The organism is Granulicatella sp., assembly GCF_057274575.1.
This window is the reverse complement of the sequence record NZ_DBHISP010000001.1, coordinates 254315-274531: the sequence shown is the minus strand read 5'-3', so window position 1 is coordinate 274531 and position 20217 is coordinate 254315. Positions and strand designations below refer to the sequence as shown.

The following is a 20217-nucleotide window of genomic DNA, read 5'->3' as shown; positions in this document are numbered from 1 at the left end:
TTTAATTTTTATTAAATAAACCGTTTACAAATTCTAAAATGAGTGGTAGAATTCATTTATAGGGTTAACACGTTAAGTTAAAAACGGAAGGATGATAAAGATGAAAAAAGTTTGGTCGAGCTGTTTAGTTTTAGCTTTTGCATTGGTTTCTTCACTGGGTGTCTCTCATGGAAATCCAGTACATGCGGATGACAATACGGGAATTCCGGCAGGACAAACAGTCAATCTTGTGAAAAATGGAACGTTTGATGCAACAGTAGATACAGGGGAGAAATGGACTGGAAAATCAGCAGTTGATTGGAATACTCCTTGGATTGCTAAAGGGGAGAAAGGAAAGTATAAAATTCAAATTACAGATGAATCGAACCTTTTAATGGAAGCTGAATCTGAAATGAGAGCGGTAGTAGGACAAGATATTCCAGTTGAACCAAATCAAAAGTATACTTTTTCAGTGAGAATCAAAACGGAAAAACTAGACTCTAAAATTGGGGCTAGAGTTCGCATTATGTCTTATGACAGCAATAACAAACAGCTTTCACCACTTTGGTATAGCAAGAGCTTAGTCGGAGATAATGATTGGACGACGATTACGCAGGAGTTTGTTGCAGGAAGTGAAGCGACAGAAATCAGAGTTGAGTTATTTTTTGAAACAGGAAAAGGGAAAGTTCAATTCGATGATGTGAGCTTAACCAAAAAAGAAGAGGAAAAAGAGACTCAACCTCAAAAGACAAAAGACATTGATTTTGATGAATCTGTAACGCTCACGACTGACAAACGATGGGTGCTCGATTCAAAATACACGTATAAGATTAAGGATACTTCTGTTGCTGCCATCGAAAACGGAGCAATTGTTCCTAAAAAGGCTGGAAGTACTGAATTAGTTGTAAGTGCTCCAGATACCAAAGATAAAGTGGTTCCTTTGAAGGTCCTTGAACCAAACGAAACGTATAGGAACTTGATTAAGAAATGGGATGCCATGATTTCTGGGAATGACTTTTACTCTACAGAGAGTAGTTATATGAAAGAAATCTTTAGTGTTAATGAAAAAGAAGTGGAAGGATATCTATCTAGTTTCCTAGCAAATGATGAAAAGAAAATTTGGGATGCAGTTGGGGATTACTCTAAATCAACAAATTTGACGAAGACGTATAGACGCGTAGAGCAAATTGCAAAAGCAGTTACGAATAAAAACTCAAAATACTATAACGACGACAAAGTTATTCAAGTGGTTAAGCATAGTATGAAATTAATGTATGACCATTACTACAATGAAAATACTGAGTCTAAAGGAAACTGGTGGGATTATGAAATTGGCGTTCCTCGTGCCATCAATAATATCCTAACGATTATGAATCGTTATTTCAGTAAAGAAGAAATTGCGAAATACTTAAAACCAGTGAGCAAGATGGTTCCAGACCCATCTAAAATCATGGTCAGCCAAAACCGTGGTAAAACAGCTGTTGGTGGGAACCTTTCAGATTTAGGGAAAGTTAAAATCATTGAAGCGCTCCTTCTTGAAGATGACGCGAAATTAGAACGCTCAATTCAAGCCGTAAGTAATGTATTAGCATTAGTTTCTGAAGGCGAAGGTTTCTACTACGATGGTTCTTATGTAGATCATACAAATATTGCTTATACAGGGGCATACGGAAATGTATTAATTGATGGATTTTCTCAATTACTCCCTGTTATTCAAGCAAGTCCTTATAAGATCAGTAATGACAAATTAAACGTTCTTTATCACTGGATTCATCAAGGATTCTTACCTTTAATTTATAAGGGAGGATTGATGGATATGACAAGAGGTCGCTCACTCAGCAGAAAAGTACAAAATGATCACTATGCAGCCGTGGAAGTTCTAAGAGGTATTTTAAGAATTGCAGAAGCAAGTAATCAGCAAGAAAAAGCGAAACTTCAAGGGTTAGTAAAAGACATCGTTTCTTCCGATAATTTCTACGATACCTTTAAATCGTTGAAGTCTTTCTACGATGTTCATCTCTTTGAAAGTTTAATGTACAACCCAATGGTAGAAGCGACTCCAAGAGACACTTATCTCAAACTCTATCAAGCAATGGACAAAGTGGCTTATTACAATAAAGAACGTGAATTTGCTTTCGGAATTAGCATGTACTCGAACAAGATTCAAAACTACGAATTCATGAATAATGAAAATGCCAAAGGTTGGTATACAAGTGATGGTGTCTCTTATCTCTACAATGATGATTTAAGTCATTATAGTGACGATTATTGGGCAACAGTCGATCCATACAAACTAGCTGGGATTACTGAAACGAATGAAGCAAGGAAAAAAGGATCAGGGATGACCACAATGGATCATTCATTTGTTGGAAGTACAGCGCTAGGAAATAAATACGGAACGGTTGCGATGGATTTCCAAAACTGGAATAAGACCCTGACCGCTAAAAAATCTTGGTTTATTTTAGGGGATCGAATCGTATTCCTTGGTTCGGATATTAAGAACAGTACGGATAATGAAGCTTATACAGTTGTCGATAATCGTAAAGTTCAAAGAGAGTCAAGAAATCGTAGTGCTTCGAAGAATGATTATAGTGTAGTTGCAGACGGAAAGGAAGTTCCTGTTTCAGACGCCGATAACAAAATGCAAGTGAAAGATTTACTCTTAAAATCTCAAAATACGCAAATGAATATTGGATATAAATTCTTAGAACCAACAACTGTTAATGTCAAAAAAGAAAACCGTAAAGGAACTTGGAAGGATATAAACGCAGGACAAAGTGATGAAGAAGTAGAAAACAGCTTTATTTCAATTGTCCAACCACATGACGCTACGAATAATAAATATACGTATGTCCTCTATCCAAATCGTTCAGATAAAGAGTTTGAAGAGGAAAAGAACAAAGACGACATCCAAGTTGTAGAAAATTCTGAAAAAACGCAAGCAGTCTTTGATAAGACGAATCAAATTTACGGAGTCGTTAAATATGATGACACTGAGTTGACATTAGAAGATGGTCTCGTATTAAAAGAAAAAGGGATTTATACCATTAAGAAAGAGGGCAATAAACTAGACATTGCATTCTTAAATCCAGAAGATCCTTCAGCAGGCCTTCCTGCACTAAATACAGACCAATACGAATTACAAAATTCAACGGAACCTACTGTTGAAAACAAAATTAGATATTACACGTATTTAGTGAAAAAACAAACAGAAGAAACTACTCAGGAACAAACACAACAGAACTCAAGTGAAATAACCACGGAAAATACAAACTCAGAACCTTCAAAAGAAGAGGCTTTACCAGCTACAGGTGTTCAAAATCTTGAAGTGTATTCTTTATTGGGAATTTTATTATTAACAATTTCAATGATTTTTTTACAAAAAAACGTTTACAAAAATAAAAAAATAGGATAAAATAAACTTAACGAGTTAACGTGTTAAGTTGCCTTATAGAGAGGTGCAAAAATGATTGATAAAAATATCGAACCTTTGAAAGCGTATAAATCGAATGAGTCGGAGGTCTTAACTCCAGCTTTAGTAGATGAAGCCATCAAAGCTTGTTTAGAAAAAATTGATAGTAACTTAGAGCAGTTGGGGGAACAATTCCCGACGCCAGCGACCTTCGATAATGACTATAAAGCGATGGAAAATATCGAATGGACCAACGGATTTTGGACAGGAATGTTGTGGCTCGCTTATGAATTTACTGGGGAGGAGAAATATAAAGTAGCAGCCGAAAAGAATGTGGCTTCCTTCATTGATCGAATTGAACGGTTAATCGAAGTAAACCACCACGACTTAGGCTTCCTATATACGCCTTCTTGTGTTAGTGCTTATAAGGTAACAGGAAATGAGAAAGCAAAAGAAGCGGCCATTAAAGCTGCTGAACAGCTCGCCTCAAGATATCAAGAAAAAGGAAACTTTATTCAAGCTTGGGGAGAATTAGGAGCACGTGATAACTACCGCTTAATTGTGGATTGTTTATTAAATATTCCTCTTCTATTCTGGGCAAGTAATGAAACTGGAGATGGTAAATATCAAGAAATGGCTAAAGCTCACTTCCAGACAACTTTGAAAAACGCTATTCGTCAAGATGCTTCAGCTTTCCATACTTTCTACTTTGATCCAGAAACAGGAGAGCCTGCATATGGAAAAACAAGACAAGGGTATTCAGATGACTCTGCATGGGCAAGAGGGCAAGCATGGTTAATTTATGGAATTGCTCTTTGCAATGCGTATGCTCCATCCGAAACAAATGTTGAATATTTCCAAGCGGTAACAAACTACTTCTTAAATCGTGTTCCAGAAGACTTTGTATGTTATTGGGACTTAATCTTTGATGATACTTCAGGTCAACCAAGAGATACTTCTGCAGCTGCCATTGCAGTTTGCGGTATCCAGCAAATGGCTAAAGAGCTTCCAAATAATGAAACGGTTAAAGAGTATGAAAAATGGGCAGATAGAATTCTATATAACTTAATCACAAAATATACTGATAAAAAAGGATCTACTATCGTTGCCTTGTTAAATGAAGGAGTATATTCATGGCATTCAGGGAAGGGGGTTAACGAGGGAAATATTTGGGGTGATTACTTCTATCTAGAAGCGCTTATGCGTAAAAAGAAAGACTGGGAAATGTACTGGTAAAAAAGAAAAGAAAGGAATGAAAACATGGAAAATAAACCAAACATTAAAATGGTCAGAATTGACGAACGACTTATCCATGGTCAAGGACAATTATGGATTAAGAGTTTAGGAGTCAACTTAGCCATTTGTGCGAATGATGCAGTGTCAACGGATGAATTACAACAAACATTAATGACAACTGTATTGCCAAAAGAAGTGAATGTACGTTTTTGGACAATCCAAAGAACTGCTGAAATTATTTGGAAAGCTGCCCCACACCAAACAATTTTTGTAGTGGTATCCAGTCCTGCGGATGCACTTCGCTTATGTGAACTAGGATTTCCTATGGAAAATGTGAATGTAGGTAACATTCATGCAGCTCCTGGAAAGGATAAAGTATCACAATTCATTTATCTAGGAGAAGAAGATAAACAAGCACTTCGAACAATGAAAGAAAAATACAATGTTCAATTCAATACAAAAACTTCTCCGGTTACAAATGACGGAGCACAAACTTTAGAAAAATTATTAGAAATGATTAGCTGAAAAGAGGGAGAACAATGGAAATTTCATTAATGCAAGGTATTTTGATCGGTCTAGTAACAGCATTCTGTTATTCAGGGATGTTACTAGGAATTTATACAAACAGAGCAATTGTTATGGCGTTTTTTGTAGGGTTAATTTTAGGAGACATTCCTACAGCATTAACATTCGGAGCTTTAGCTGAATTAGCTTATATGGGATTCGGGGTAGGTGCTGGTGGGACAGTTCCACCTAACCCAGTTGGACCTGGTATCGTAGGTACAATCATGGTAATTACATTAAAAGATCAAGGGATTACACCTGAAAATGCATTAGCACTTTCATTCCCATTTGCGGTATTATTCCAATTCGTAACAACATTCTTATACACATTCTTCGCTGGTAATCCAAAAATGGCTGAAAAAGCGATTGAAAATGGTCACTTTGGTAAATTTAAACTAATCGCACACTCAACTTATATCGGTTTAGCGGTTGCTGGTTTCATTATTGGTATCTTATCTGCACTAAGCCGTCCAGCATTAGAAGCATTTGTTAATGCTTTACCAAAATGGTTGATTAGTGGTTTCGGTGTAGCTGGGGGATTAATTCCTGCAATCGGGTTTGCAATGATTTTATCTGTAATGTTGAAGAAAGAACTAACTCCATACGTAATCCTAGGTTATATCTGCGTGGCTTACTTACAATTACCAACAATGGCTGTAGCATTAGTTGGTTCAGTATTTGCATTAATTACTTACTACCAAAATTCTAATAAACAAGAAGTAGTTGTGGAAACAGTTCAAACTAGCGAAGTGGAGGATTTTAGCAATGGAATCTAAACAAAATAAATTAACGAAACGTGATTATTTTAGAACATCATTAAGATCATACATCTTACAAAATGGATTCAACTATAATACTTATCAAGGGGTCAGCTACTTAAACGTTATCTTACCTGGCTTAAAGAAGATTTATAAGGATGATCCAGAAAAATTAAAAGAAACTGCTAAAGCAAACTTGGAGTTCTATAACACAAGTCCACATTTAGTTCCGTTTATTTCTAACTTGCAATTAGCGATGTACGAAGATGGTCAAAGTATTGATTCTGTACGTAGTATTAAAATGGCTCTTATGGGTCCTTTAGCAGGGATTGGAGATTCTATCGCACAATTCGGTTTAGCGCCATTGTTCTCTACAATCTTTGCAGGTTTAGCTCTTGATGGTTTAGGATTTGCTCCAATGGGGTATTGGTTGGCAATGTTATTAAGTATGTTTGCAATCAAAGTATTCATGGGCTACCTTGGATACCGTTTAGGAACAAACGCTATTAAAACTTTAAGCAGCCAAATTAGCAAAATTTCTGAAGCAGCCAATATTGTGGGGGTAACAGTTATCTCTGCATTAGCAGCCTCATTTGTAAAAGCTAAAATTGCCATTCAATATGCCACAACTGTAAGTTCTGGTGAAGAGCAAATTGTTTCTATTCAAAAAATCTTAGATAAAATGATGCCAAGATTATTACCAGTATTAATTACAGTGTTGGTATTCTATCTATTGAAGAAGAAAAAATGGAACACTTATCAATTATTAATCCTATTATTCGCAATTGGTATCTTAGCTTCTGTTCTAGGAATTTTAGCATAAGGTGATGGGATGTTTACGAATCTAGAAACATATCAATCTAGATTCTGGTTAAAAGAAGAAAGTCTAAAAAAGATAGGGAAAAGTTCAAGTGGGTTTCTGCTTGAACTTTTTTCTAGAGTAGATGCTTTAGTTGACCGGGATTTAGTCTACTATGATCATCAAATGGATATGGAAACGTGTTTTGAGAAATATTCATTTCATGAGTTTAAATGGCACCAAACGCCAAACGGAGATATGGAATGGGTGTTCATGTTAAATCGACAGGGATATCTGGTTGATTTAGCTATGGCATTTTATTTGACAAAAGAAGAAAAGTACTTGAAAAAGTGGAAGGAAATCGTTTTTGATTTTATTTTGGAAAATGAAGAAGAGATTTCTCACCCAGAAGCTTCATGGAGAGTTTTGGATGCTGGCATTCGATTGATGAATTGGGTGAAAAGTTTAACCTATCTTCCTCTATCAGAGTTTAGCAAGGTAGAAAGAAAGCAAATTCAGGAATCGATGCTCTTGCATGCCGATTATATTCGTACTCATTTACAAGAAAAGCATCTTCTAAGTAATTGGGGAGTGCTTGCAGTCAGTGGTGTTCTTTCTTTCGTATATTACTCTAATGAACAACCTGAGCTGTATTTGTGGGCAAAAGAAACGCTTCTAAAGCAAGCATCTCTTCAGTTTACAAAGAAGGGACTTCATTGGGAACAAAGTCCACTTTATCATCATCAAGTCGTCATGTGTTTCGCCTATTTATATCAGATTGCTTGTTATATGGGATACGAGGACCAATACCTTTGGAAGGAAGTTCTTTTAGAACCCATTCGTGCGAGTTATTATTTATCGAATTCTAATCATATGCTTTTAGCGTTAAATGACAGTGATACGGTTGATTTTTCTTGGGTCTATTCCTACTATCATTTGCTAGGGTTTAAGAGTGAATGTCCAGAGTATACAATGGGAGTTTTATATTCGGGGAGAGTGTTTGATAAAAAGCATAAAGTGAATTTCGACGACTGTTTTTTTGATGAAGTAGCCGGATTAGCGGTTGTAAAAAGTTCAGATATTTACTTTAGTCTGTTTTGTGGTCTTCATGGAAGTTCTCATGCTCATGCTTCCCTTGGAGCAATCAGTCTAGAAATGGATGGAGTCCGTTTTATGACGCATCCAGGACGATATACTTATACAGAATGTGAAAAACGAGTTCACTTTAAATCAGAAAGAATGCAAAATACAGTCCTAGTAGAAGGCGGTCATTATCCTTCTATTGAAAGTTCATGGGGATATCATTGGGTAGCCAAACCTTTATCAATGCAGATGAAAAAGGAGGATGCTCTCTATTATTTCGAAACACAATGGAGTATTCCGATGAAAGATAATGAAACTTCCAGTAGAGCTTATATTAGTCGAAAAATGATTTTGGATACGCAATCAAAACTTCTCTTGGTGATTGATGAAGAAGAATGTGGAAATGCATTGACCCAAAATTTCATCATCCCAAAGCAACGTTCGAATAAAGTATATTCCAGATTCTGGACGAATGGAGAAATGGTTACAGAGGCTATGCAATATTCTAAACGATACAATTCGTTGGATGAAGGTATTCAATTGAAAATTAGAAATAAAAAAGGGTCTCTTTTTACATGTATTGCATTGGAACCGTACTCAGTTGAAAAAGAGAGCATACCTCGCCCAGATTGTCCAGGAGAAGAAAGAGGAACAAAAATAAAATGTAAAACCAAGAGTGGGGAATTATTGGTATATTATTCTCCAGAAGATATTCATAATGGTTTGAAATATTTAAAAGATTCAAATGGAAATATCGTTTACGGGAGAATGGTTGTTGAGAAAAATAATCAGAAAATAAGATTCAGATAAAAAACTAGCCTTTGTTTCATAGCAAAGACGCATTTATAAAGGAGAGAAAGGACATGTCAAGTGTATTACAACAATTAAAAGACAACTATATTTTTGCAGTTATTCGCGGTAAATCATCAGATGATGCGATTGAAATTTCAAAACATTCTGTATTAGGTGGAATTAAAAATATTGAAGTAACTTATACAACACCTGAGGCTTCTAAAGCAATTACTGAATTGAAAGCTCTTTATGCAAAAAATTCAGAAGTGGTCATTGGTGCTGGAACCATTATGACAGTAGAGTTGGCTAAAGAAGCAATTGCTGCTGGTGCGGAATTTTTAGTAAGTCCTCACTATGATGCACATATTCAAAAGGTTGCTCATGAAGCTCATATCGATTATTTCCCAGGATGCGCGACAACAACAGAAATCGTTCAAGCGATGAATGGTGGAGCAAAAATCATTAAATTATTCCCGGGTGGAGTTTTAGGGCCTTCATTTATTAAAGATATTCACGGCCCAATTCCAAGTGTGAACTTAATGCCTTCAGGTGGCGTTTCTCTTGCAAATATTAAAGAATGGCAAGAAAAAGGTGCTGTAGCAGTCGGTGTCGGTAGTGCTCTTGGTGCAAAAGTTGCAACAGAAGGGTATGAAAGTGTAATACGAATTGCTAAAGAATTTGTGAATGCTTTGGCAGATTAATTGGAGGTAATTCATCCTTCTTAAAAAATTCTATTTAAGAAAAGAGGAGTCAAGATGAGAATCATCACTTTAGGTGAAATTTTGTTAAGATTATCGACCTCAGATGATGTACGTTTAAAAAGTACAAAAGAGTTCAGAGTCTGCTATGGTGGAGCTGAAGCAAATGTAGGGATTTCCTTAGCGCACTTTGGCCATGACGTTTCTGTGGCAACGGTCCTACCGCAAGATAATCCTTTAAACGATGCTGTAAGTTCAAGATTGCGAATGAATGGAATCAATACGAATCTAGTAGCGACAGAATATGGAAGATTAGGAACCTACTTTTTAGAACAAGGAAATGCAGGACGTGCTTCTCGTGTTACATACGATCGCTTATATTCTAGTATTTCAGTGTTAGACAACCTCTGCTGGGATTTAGACGAAATATTTATAGAGGCTGACTTGCTTCATATTTCAGGAATTCTACCAGCTCTTTCTAAGAAGTGGCAGTCGTGGACAGTAGAAATCGTCCGTAAAGCGAAGGAATATGGATGCTATGTGAGCTTTGATATGAACTATCGTAGTAAGTTGTGGAGTTATGAGGAAGCCTATCCTTGTTTCAAACAAATCTTGCCTTATGTAGATATCCTTTCTGCGGGTAGACTAGATGCGATTCACTTCTTGAAAGTAGCATCAGAAGATGAAGTTGTTTCGCAGGAAGAAATTTACAAGCGAGTTCAAGCAAAATATCCAAATATTAAAGTGTTGTATTCAACAAAGCGCAATGTCATTTCGACGAATCATAACGAATTACAAGGATTCTTTGTAGGTGAAGATGGAGTATTTGTAGAATCTGAACTCTATGATATCAATCCGATCATCGACCGAGTTGGTGGAGGAGATGCCTTTGCTGCAGGAATTCTAAACGGCGTTCTAAAAGGTTGGGATAGCCAACAAATTGTCGATTTTGGGACAGCAAGTTCGGTATTAAAACATACGGTTTTTGGCGACTGGAATCCGTTTGAAGAAAATGAAGTCTTTGAATTTATGAACCAAAAATCAGGACAGATTGTTCGTTAATTTAACAAAAGGTAAAAACGCCAATGCAATTGCATTGGCGTTTGTTCGCATGATGCCAAAGGTATTCGGACCATCCTACTTCATTAATCACTGCTGTTAATTTAATTATATGCTTTAGAGCCTCGAAAATAATACAGCTGAAATGGTACGAACGGTACCAGTGTTGTAGTCACCATGTAAGATGTCACGAATCGCATTGGTAATCGTAGTCGATTAACTAATTAAAAGACGACGAGGAGATGACAAAAAAATTATCACGAGAATGATTGGAATTTTTAATCTATTTAAGACAATAACAGGAGATGCAGAAAAAGTGTCTATCAAAAATCATCAAGTTAGCATTGCCAGATAACTTAAAAAATCAACGGTTTGAGAAGGCGATTTGTCACTGGGAGAATATTGGGATTAAGAGTACGTATGCATTCATTGCCTTGCCTGACACGAATCTTAAAAGACGCGTCCACCTCCAAACTTGTCATGAGGACATTCAACAAACCTATTTATTAGGGTCAGAATATCTTTAAAGTTGTAATGCTTATCGCCATTTCGGAAACAGAGTTAGAAATTAACAAGTATGTCTTGAAAGTTTTCTACTCGAAAATAGATAGTTCTTCTTACAGTCAACATTTGTGGGAATCAGAAAAACAAGATTGTTTTTTATCTTAACAATATATATTCATCATTCAACAGATGACTTTTAAAAGTCGTCTGTTGATTTTTTGTTGCCTATTATAATAGATGAAAGCTTTATTTAAATGCGAAAATAGCAACTTTAAAAAAGTCTGAAAAATTTTTAATTTAGGTATTTATTTTTTGTTTTACTTCTGATACAATGAATACATCAGATGAATTCACTGCAAAACGTCACATCATTTCTAAAATTAGAGATGATTTTATATTTACGCACTAATGTAAGCGAGTGCATAAAAGTCATCTAACAAAAATCATCTGCAGACTTTAGAACTGATTTATTTTATGAAAGGAGATCATATGGCTTTAACAAATGAAAGTCCATTCGTAGTATGTATCGATTCAGATGGCTGTGCGATGGACACAATGGATATTAAACACATTCGATTCTTCGGCCCGCTAGCAGCGAAGTATTTCGAGATTCAAAATCAAGAAGTCTATTTAGAAGAATGGAATCGTGTCAACTTATTCTCTGAAACGAGAGGGATTAATCGTTTTAAAGGGTTACTACTTAGTCTCGAGTTTGCTAAAGAACACGGTGAAGCAATTGAAGACTTCTCAGTGTTTGCTAACTGGTGCAATCATACAACATCTCTTTCGAATCAATCATTAGAAGAGGAGATTGCTAAGCATAACGATGCTGTACTAGTAAAAGCACTCGATTGGAGTAAGGCTGTGAATCACGGCATTGAAACAGAACTTGTTGGCGAAGATAAACCTTTTGAAGGCGTGAAAAGTGCTTTAGAAGAAATTAGTAAAGTAGCGCAAATTGCGATTGTTTCTTCTGCGAATAGCGAAGCAGTTAATAGTGAATGGAAGCGTCATGGGTTAATGCCATTTGTTTCGGAATTCTTCGGACAGGAACGAGGAAGTAAAGCAGCAGCAATTAAAGAGATCAAGTCTCTCGGATTTGAAAAAGAAAAAATCTTAATGGTCGGAGATGCTCCTGGTGATCTAGACGCTGCAAAAGTTAATGAAGTACATTTCTATCCAATTTTATTTGGAAAAGAAAAAGAGTCGTGGGAAACGTTAGTTACAAAAATTCTTCCAGAATTTATTGACGGACATTACAACGATGAAGAGTATCAAGCAATTTATCATCAGCATTTATCACAATTTAAAAATTAAAAAATAAGGAGTTTATATCATGGAAAATACAGGGATTCATAGAGCGAAAACGTGGCAAATGGCGTTGTTTGCTTTGAATAATACATCAACAAACTTATGGCTAGTTCTTTTGAACTTCGTTGCCTACTATTTAACAGGTTACGTTGGGGTAGCGGTAGTAATGGCTACTTCTATTATGACATTTATGCGTATTTGGGATGCGATTACTGACCCAATCGTTGGTTATATCGTAGATAAAACTGATGGAAAATTTGGTAAAAACCGTCCGTTTATGGCAGCTGGTAATATCGTGTTACTAATTACTACTTTCTTAATGTTCTTTACAACTCACCATTTACCAGAACAATTTAGATTCGTTTATTTCTTAGTTGTTTACTTAATTTACATTATTGGTTATACATTACAAACAGTAGTAACTAAGTCAGCTCAAAGCTGTTTAACAAATGACCCTAAACAACGTCCAACATTTGGTATTTATGACGGTATCTATAACGCTATATTATTCGCGTTAGTACCAGGTTTTGTGGCTCAACACTTAGTTCCGAAATATGGTGGTTTTACTGCTGAATTATTCCAAGAATTATGGATTTATATCGCTCCAGTTACTTTCATCTTCACTTGGTTAGCAATCTTTGCCCTTAAAGATAAAGACCGCACAGAATTCTTTGGTACAGGTGAACCAGTTAAAGTTACTTTCAAAGATTACTGGGATGTATTAAAAAATAACCGCGCTATTCAGATGTTAGTAGTATCAGCATCAACAGATAAATTAGCAGCTATAGTTACTTCTAATGCTACAGTATCAGTAATTATCTTTGGTATTATTTGTGGAAACTATAAATTACTTAATACATTTAACCAATACACATTGATTCCTAAGATTTTAATTATGATTCTTGGGGTTAAATTTATCGCTCAAAAACTAGGTCAAAGAAAAGCATTGCTATTAGGTTCATGGGCAGGTATTATCCTTTACGGATTATTATTCGGTCTATTCTATGTAGCAGATCCTTCAACATTCTCACTACCTGGAGCTGAAGGATTTACCGGATTATCGTTCTTTACAATTGCATTCTTAATATTATTTATCTTAGCTCAAGGTGCAAATGGTTTAGCAGGTACAATGGTTATTCCTATGACTGCTGACTGTGCGGACTACGAAGTATATCGTTCAGGACGTTATGTACCTGGATTAATGGGAACATTATTCAGTGCTGTTGATAAAATCGTTTCTTCATTCGGTTCTGCATTTGTAGGTATTCTATGTGCATCTATCGGATTTACTGAAAAATTACCTCAAGTAGATACACCATTAACACCAGAATTGAAATTCATTGGTTTAGTAATGTTCTGTGGATTCATTATGTTTGGATACTTCTGTAACATTATCGCGATGAAATTCTATCCATTAAACAAAGAGAAAATGGAAGAAATTCAAACGGAAATTGCTCGTATCAAAGCTGAAACATTAGCAAAACAAAAAGCATAATTCATTAACGCTCCGTAAACTAAATAGTTTACGGAGCGTCATTATAGGAGGAAGTAAAATGGCAAGATTAGTAGATTTATCAAAAAAACCTTATAACTTGAATCCAAGTCAAATTGAATGGGTGGAGTCAACAATTAAAGGCATGACAGACGAAGAGAAAGTAGGACAATTATTTACAAACTTGTTCTTCTTTGGGGGAGATGCTTTTAGTGGAAACAACTTAAGCAACAAAGAAATTCTTGAAAAATACCATATTGGTGGTGTCCGTTATATGAACGGTAGCCCAGAAGATGTTCAAGGATTGATTAATGATCTTCAATCTCAAACAAAAATTCCATTATTAGTGGCTGCAAACTGCGATTCAGGTGGTGATGGTGCCGTTAAAGGTGGTACTTATATTTCTTCTGGTGCGCAATCCGAAGCAAGCCGTGATCCATGGGTTCCTTATCACGCAGGACTTGTATCTGCTCGTGAAGAAACGGCTCTTGGGGTAAACGTAAACTTTGACCCATGTGTGGATATTTTACAAAACTGGAGAAATACAATCGTTAATACTCGTGCGTACGGTACAACTGCTGAAGATGTCATTAAATATACAAACGCATATGTAGAAGGATTAAAAGCTGAACGCGAAGTCGTTTGCTGTGTGAAACACTTCCCTGGAGATGGAACTGAAGAACGTGACCAGCACTTAATTTTAGGTGTGAATGAACTTTCAGTAGAAGAGTGGGAAAATTCTTTTGGTAATGTATATCGCAACCATATCGAAAATGGTGTGGAAATGATTATGGCTGGACATATTGCATTGCCGGAATATCAAAAAGCACTTCGTCCAGGACTTGAAGATAAAGATGTAATGCCAGCAACACTTGCCGAAGAATTAATTCAAGATTTACTAAAAGAAAAATTAGACTTTAACGGAATGGTGATTACAGATGCAAGTCACATGCTAGGAATGACAAGTGCGATGCGTCGAGAGGACTATGTTCCAGGAGCCATTGCTGCAGGTTGTGACATGTTCTTATTCTTCAATAATATGGAAGAAGACTTTAACTTCATGTTAAAAGGATATCACAATGGAGTCATTACTGAAGAACGTATGACGGATGCTCTTCGTCGTATTTTAGGATTGAAAGCAAAATTAAACCTTCCTGAAAAACAAGCGAATGGTACATTGTTAAAAGATAAGAAAGAATTAGAAGTCATTGGTTGCCAAGAACACCTTGATTGGCAAAAAGAAGCGGCTGAACGTGGAATTACGCTTGTTAAAGATACTCAGCAAAACTTACCAATTAATCCGACAGACCATAAACGTGTACGCTTGTATTACTTAGATGGAGAAAAAGGCGGAATCATGGCTAATGATGATTCAGTATTAAACCGTTTCGTAGATGAATTGACAAGTCGTGGATATGAAGTAACCGTTAATGATGGAAATAGTCGTATCAAAGGGCGTACACTAGAGTATAGAGATACTGTTGACTTAGCGTTAGTGGTTGCAAACGTGATTGGATATGGTGCACAAAATAACTATCGTATTCAATGGAAGACAGCAATGTCGAATGAAGTTCCTTGGTATGTGCATGAAGCACCAACTGTATTTGTGTCTACGAACTTTACAACCCATTTACATGATGCAACAATGGTTAAAACATTTATCAATGCTTATCATGGTAATGAGAATACAGTCAAATCTGTAATTGATAAACTTGAAGGAAAATCTGAATTCAAGGGAATTCCTAATGAGTTAGTGTGGACAGAAAAATGGCAAGCTAAATTATAGAAAGAGGGATGATTCATGTTATATCCAGTTTTAAATGCAAAGAGGAAACGTTATTCGTTAGATGGGATTTGGAATTTTAAGCAAGGAGAATACGCTCCTGGATTGGACAAACAACTTTCATCTGAAGAATTAATGGTAGTTCCAAGTTCGTTCAATGATGTAGCAGTGGAGTCAGAAAAAAGATATTTTATTGGAGATAACTGGTATGAGCGAACTTTTGCAGTACCTTCTTTCGAATCAAACGAAGAATTAGTGCTTCGTTTTGGATCTGTAACTCATCAAGCAAAAGTATATGTGAACGGTCAATTACTAGGAGAACATATCGGCGGATTTACTCCGTTTGAAGTTCGTATTCCTGAAGAATTGACAACTGGAAAAGAATTATTGATTAGTGTTTGCGCCAATAATATTTTAGATCATACTACTTTGCCAGTCGGGAACTATTCAGAAGAAGTATTGCCAGATGGTTCTGTGAGGAAGAAAGTTTCAGAGAACTTCGACTTCTTTAACTATGCTGGGATTCAACGTCCGGTTCAATTATTAGTCCTTCCTAAAGCGCGTATCGAAGATATTGTAGTGACTTACGATGTTCATGAAAATGATGCGACTGTGAAAGTAGCGGTAGAACATACTGCTAAAGGTGGTACCGCAAAAGTAACACTTTTAGACGAAAATGGTGAAGTTGTGGCAAAAGGTGAAGCGGAATCAGAACTTGAAATTGTCAATGTTCGTCGTTGGGAAGTATTAGATGCTTACCTTTATACAGCAAAAGTTGAATTGTTTGTTGGGAAAGAGTTAGTGGATGAATATGAAGAACTATTTGGAGTTCGTACTGTCCGTGTTGAAAAAGGTCAATTCCTAGTAAATGACAAACCTGTATACTTCAAAGGTTTTGGGAAACATGAAGATAGTTTTGTAAATGGCCGTGGTTTTAACGAAGCTGTAAACTTAATGGACTTGAACTTAATGAAGAATATGGGAGCTAACTCCTACCGAACAGCTCACTATCCCTATTCTGAAGAGATGATGCGTTTATCAGACCGTATGGGATTCTTAGTGATTGATGAAGTTCCTGCTGTTGGTTTATTTGCTAATTTTACGGCGGCATTAAATATGATTGGTAGAGATGCGAAACCAATTAAGACGTGGGAATTCTATCAAACGATGGAAAACCACAAACTTGCTCTTAAAGAATTAGTGGCTCGCGATAAAAACCATGCATGCGTTGTATTATGGAGTGTGGCGAATGAGCCGGATGGTGCTGGGGAAGGTGCTGATCAATACTTCGAGCCTTTAGTCAAATACGTGAAAGAATTGGATCCGCAAAATCGTCCAACAACAGTAGTCAATATTATGATGGCAACTCCAGAACGTGATTTAATTTCGCCGTTAATTGATGTACTGTGCTTAAACCGTTATTACGGATGGTATGTCAACCACGGAGATATTGAAGGAGCACGAAAGGGTCTTCGTACAGAACTATTAGCATGGCAAGAAAAATATCCAGATAAACCAATTATCATGACAGAATACGGTGCGGATACATTACCTGGATATCATTCGAATTGGGATGTTCCGTATACTGAAGAGTATCAGGAACGATTCCATCAAATGAGTCATGAAGTGTTTGATGAACTAAAAAACTTTGTGGGTGAACATGTTTGGAACTTTGCAGATTTTGAAACAAATAGTTACACATTAATTCGTATCCAAGGAAACCACAAAGGATTATTCACAAGGGATAGAAATCCAAAATCAATCGTTAAAATGTTTAGAAACCGTTGGAATGCTATTCCAAACTATAACTACAAAAAATAGTGAGTACTTTTCGAAGGCTATTCTAATGGTTTGAGCTATAGAGTGAGAACTGTTAGAATAGGTTCGAAAAAGTGTCGAATGGGGAATAGAGATGAAAGAGAAAACAGTTTCTTTAGTGGAACAAACCGCAAATAGAATTGTCGAATATTTTGAAAAAAATGATTTAAAAGTCGGAGACAAGTTGCCGAATGAATATACATTGGCACAAGATTTAGAAGTGGGTCGTAGTACGTTACGTGAAGCGGTGAAAATGTTAGTTTCAAAGAATATCTTGGAAGTACGTCAAGGTTCTGGAACTTATATTACGAGTTTAACGGAGACTGTAATAGATCCATTAGGTTTTGGTGAAATCGATAATCATATGAAGTTGACACAAGACTTATTTGAAGTACGCTTCTTGATTGAGCCTCAGATGGCGAGTCTTGCCGCGCAGCATATTACGGATGAAGAAGTGGCTGTTCTAGAAAGGCTTGAAAAGGCCTTGGAAAAAGAAATCCATTCGGATGGAGATATTCACTTTAAACTGGATATTCAATTTCATAGTGCGATTGCTGAGGCTAGTCGTAATGTAGCGATGCAGCAACTGATTCCAATTATTATTCAATCGATTAAGTTGTATAATGATTTCTTTACAAGTGAGCAAAGCAAAGCAAATACGATTCGTGCTCATAGAGAAATTGTAAGAGCAATTAAAAATCGAGATGCTGTCGCTGCCAGAGACGCGATGTTACTGCATTTAGCAGATAATAGACGCACATTATCGTATAATTAAATCGTCTGATGAAATAGACGATATCAACCGAATATTGTCATTGACACCAAAAGTCATCTGATGTATCATAGAGATAACAGATGACTTTTGTTTTTTTACTAGAAGGAGAAAAAGCTTATGACAAGTGTATTAGAACAATTAAAACAGAACTATATTTTTGCAGTTATTCGGGGGAAATCATCAGATGACGCAATTGAAATTTCAAAACACTCAGTATTGGGTGGCATTAAAAATATTGAAGTAACTTATACAACACCTGAGGCTTCTAAAGCAATTACTGAATTGAAAGCTCTTTATGCAAAAAATTCAGAAGTGGTCATTGGTGCTGGAACCATTATGACAGTAGAGTTGGCTAAAGAAGCAATTGCTGCTGGTGCGGAATTTTTAGTAAGTCCTCACTATGATGCACATATTCAAAAAGTGGCTCATGAAGCTCATATCGATTACTTCCCAGGTTGCGCAACAACAACAGAGATTGTTCAAGCGATGAATGGTGGAGCGAAAATCATTAAACTATTCCCTGGTGGAGTTTTAGGACCTTCGTTTATTAAAGATATTCACGGTCCAATTCCAAGTGTAAACTTAATGCCTTCAGGTGGCGTTTCTCTTGCGAATATTAAAGAGTGGAAAGAAAAAGGCGCTGTAGCAGTCGGTGTAGGAAGTGCTCTTGGCGCGAAAGTTGCAACTGAAGGTTATGGAAGTGTCACACGCATTGCTAAAGAATTCGTCACAGCGTTGGAGGATTAATCATGACTTTTAATCGTAAAAATTTTTTACTACAAAGTAAGGTTACGGAAGACTTATATCGAGTAGTGGAACATCTTCCAATTGAAGATTTCCACTGTCACTTATCTCCTCAAGAAATTTTTGAGGATAAACCATTTGAAAATGCTGTACAAGTATGGCTTGGCGGAGATCACTATAAATGGCGCCTAATGCGAGCAAATGGTGTGAGTGAACGTTTGATTACGGGGGATGCAACTCCTGAAGAAAAATTCGAAGCATGGGCTAAAACGTTGGCTAAGGCATTTGGAAATCCTTTATATCACTGGAGTCATTTAGAATTGAAACAAGTTTTTGGTATTGATGACTATGTAACGCCTGATAATTGGGAAGAGATTTATGACCGTATGAATCAAATCATTGCAGAGGAACAACTGAGTCCAAGAAAATTGATTAAACGTGCTAAAGTGGAATTCATTGGTACAACTGACCATCCGCTTGATTCTCTCGAATGGCATCAAAAGATTGCAGAAGATGTCTCTTTTGATACAGTTGTTGCACCAACATTCCGTCCGGATGAAGCTTTTGTGTCACATCCAAAATTCGCTAACTTTGTGACTAGATTACAAGAAGTAACTGGCGTAGAAGTTGGTTCGTTTGATAGCTTTGTGGAAGCTTTAGAACAACGTATCGAATTCTTTGTGGCAAACGGATGTAAAGCAAGTGATATTAGCTTTGGAGAAATCTTGTATAAGAGAGCTTCAAAAGAAGAACTAGATGTAATTTTTGCAAAAGTGATTCGTGGAGAAGTACCTACTCTTGCAGAAATCCAACAATGGCAAACAGAAGTGTTTATTGCCTTATGTGGGTTGTACAAGAAACACCATCTAGTGACACAAGTTCACTTTGGTGCAGTCCGAGATACAAACCGTAAGTACTTTGAGAAAATTGGTGTAGATGCAGGATTTGACTCAACAGGAGATCAAACGCATCTAGCACTGGCTTTAAACCAATTATTAAATACATTAGAAGAATCGAATCGTCTTCCAAAATGTATTTTCTATAACTTAAATCCATCGTACAACGACATTTTGGCAAATACGCTTGCTAACTTCCAAGCAAACGAAGAAGGAATTAAAGGGCGTTTACAATTTGGTGCAGCTTGGTGGTTCTCGGATACTGAAAAAGGAATGAGAGAACAAATGCTAGTACTAGCAAATCAAAGCTTATTATGGAATTTTGTAGGAATGTTAACTGACTCAAGAAGCTTCCTATCGTATCAAAGACATGATTACTTCCGTCGAATTCTTGTTTCACTTGTAACGGAATGGATTGAAAGTGGTCGAATCCCTTATGATGAAAAATTAATTACAGAGTTCTTAGAAGCCATTTGCTATAAAAATGCTAAAGAATTTTTTGAGATGAACTAAA

Annotated in this window: 16 protein-coding genes; all 16 read left to right on the top strand. The window is 36.4% G+C overall.

Annotated features, from left to right (window positions below):
• Window positions 1-100 precede the first annotated feature (100 nt).
• The 16 genes from ACO5V7_RS01245 to uxaC all read left to right on the top strand — a co-directional run bounded on the left by ACO5V7_RS01245 (window position 101) and on the right by uxaC (window position 20216).
• A complete protein-coding gene (locus ACO5V7_RS01245; protein ID WP_485484737.1) occupies window positions 101-3394 on the top strand; it encodes a polysaccharide lyase family 8 super-sandwich domain-containing protein in 3294 nt (1097 codons plus the stop codon).
• Between the two features lie 51 nt (window positions 3395-3445).
• Window positions 3446-4627 carry a glycoside hydrolase family 88 protein gene (locus ACO5V7_RS01240; RefSeq protein ID WP_485484736.1) on the top strand — a complete coding sequence of 394 codons (1182 nt, stop codon included), beginning with the start codon at window positions 3446-3448 and terminating at the stop codon, window positions 4625-4627.
• 24 nt (window positions 4628-4651) lie between these two features.
• Window positions 4652-5152 (top strand): PTS sugar transporter subunit IIB, encoded by a 501-nt coding sequence (locus ACO5V7_RS01235; protein ID WP_485484735.1) that lies wholly within the window; start codon window positions 4652-4654, stop codon window positions 5150-5152.
• 14 nt (window positions 5153-5166) lie between these two features.
• Window positions 5167-5967 carry a PTS mannose/fructose/sorbose/N-acetylgalactosamine transporter subunit IIC gene (locus ACO5V7_RS01230; protein ID WP_298647936.1) on the top strand — a complete coding sequence of 267 codons (801 nt, stop codon included), beginning with the start codon at window positions 5167-5169 and terminating at the stop codon, window positions 5965-5967.
• On the top strand, window positions 5957-6772 hold the full coding sequence (locus tag ACO5V7_RS01225) for a PTS system mannose/fructose/sorbose family transporter subunit IID (protein ID WP_485484734.1): 816 nt from the start codon (window positions 5957-5959) through the stop codon (window positions 6770-6772). Before ACO5V7_RS01230 ends, ACO5V7_RS01225 begins: the two co-directional genes overlap by 11 nt.
• Before the next feature lie 9 nt (window positions 6773-6781).
• Window positions 6782-8641 carry a heparinase II/III family protein gene (locus ACO5V7_RS01220; protein WP_485484733.1) on the top strand — a complete coding sequence of 620 codons (1860 nt, stop codon included), beginning with the start codon at window positions 6782-6784 and terminating at the stop codon, window positions 8639-8641.
• Between the two features lie 53 nt (window positions 8642-8694).
• Window positions 8695-9324 (top strand): bifunctional 4-hydroxy-2-oxoglutarate aldolase/2-dehydro-3-deoxy-phosphogluconate aldolase, encoded by a 630-nt coding sequence (locus ACO5V7_RS01215; RefSeq protein ID WP_485484732.1) that lies wholly within the window; start codon window positions 8695-8697, stop codon window positions 9322-9324.
• A 54-nt stretch (window positions 9325-9378) separates the two neighbouring features.
• On the top strand, window positions 9379-10383 hold the full coding sequence (locus ACO5V7_RS01210) for a PfkB family carbohydrate kinase (RefSeq protein WP_485484731.1): 1005 nt from the start codon (window positions 9379-9381) through the stop codon (window positions 10381-10383).
• Window positions 10384-10685: 302 nt separating this feature from the next.
• Entirely contained in the window at window positions 10686-10907 is a 222-nt protein-coding gene (locus tag ACO5V7_RS01205; protein WP_485484730.1) for a hypothetical protein, read from the top strand.
• A gap of 466 nt (window positions 10908-11373) precedes the next feature.
• On the top strand, window positions 11374-12201 hold the full coding sequence (locus tag ACO5V7_RS01200) for an HAD family hydrolase (RefSeq protein WP_485484729.1): 828 nt from the start codon (window positions 11374-11376) through the stop codon (window positions 12199-12201).
• Window positions 12202-12220: 19 nt separating this feature from the next.
• On the top strand, window positions 12221-13690 hold the full coding sequence (locus ACO5V7_RS01195) for an MFS transporter (RefSeq protein WP_485484728.1): 1470 nt from the start codon (window positions 12221-12223) through the stop codon (window positions 13688-13690).
• Window positions 13691-13748: 58 nt separating this feature from the next.
• Window positions 13749-15473, top strand: a complete 1725-nt coding sequence (locus ACO5V7_RS01190; protein ID WP_485484727.1) for a glycoside hydrolase family 3 protein — start codon at window positions 13749-13751, stop codon at window positions 15471-15473.
• 15 nt (window positions 15474-15488) lie between these two features.
• Window positions 15489-17291 carry a beta-glucuronidase gene (gene uidA / locus ACO5V7_RS01185; RefSeq protein ID WP_485484726.1) on the top strand — a complete coding sequence of 601 codons (1803 nt, stop codon included), beginning with the start codon at window positions 15489-15491 and terminating at the stop codon, window positions 17289-17291.
• Between the two features lie 91 nt (window positions 17292-17382).
• The gene (locus tag ACO5V7_RS01180; protein WP_005605756.1) at window positions 17383-18063 is read left to right on the top strand and encodes a FadR/GntR family transcriptional regulator; all 681 of its coding nucleotides are present in this window, start codon (window positions 17383-17385) and stop codon (window positions 18061-18063) included.
• Between the two features lie 117 nt (window positions 18064-18180).
• Window positions 18181-18810: a bifunctional 4-hydroxy-2-oxoglutarate aldolase/2-dehydro-3-deoxy-phosphogluconate aldolase gene (locus tag ACO5V7_RS01175; RefSeq protein ID WP_485484725.1), complete on the top strand. Its 630-nt coding sequence runs from the start codon at window positions 18181-18183 to the stop codon at window positions 18808-18810.
• A 2-nt stretch (window positions 18811-18812) separates the two neighbouring features.
• Entirely contained in the window at window positions 18813-20216 is a 1404-nt protein-coding gene (gene uxaC / locus ACO5V7_RS01170; RefSeq protein WP_485484724.1) for a glucuronate isomerase, read from the top strand.
• Window position 20217 lies beyond the last annotated feature (1 nt).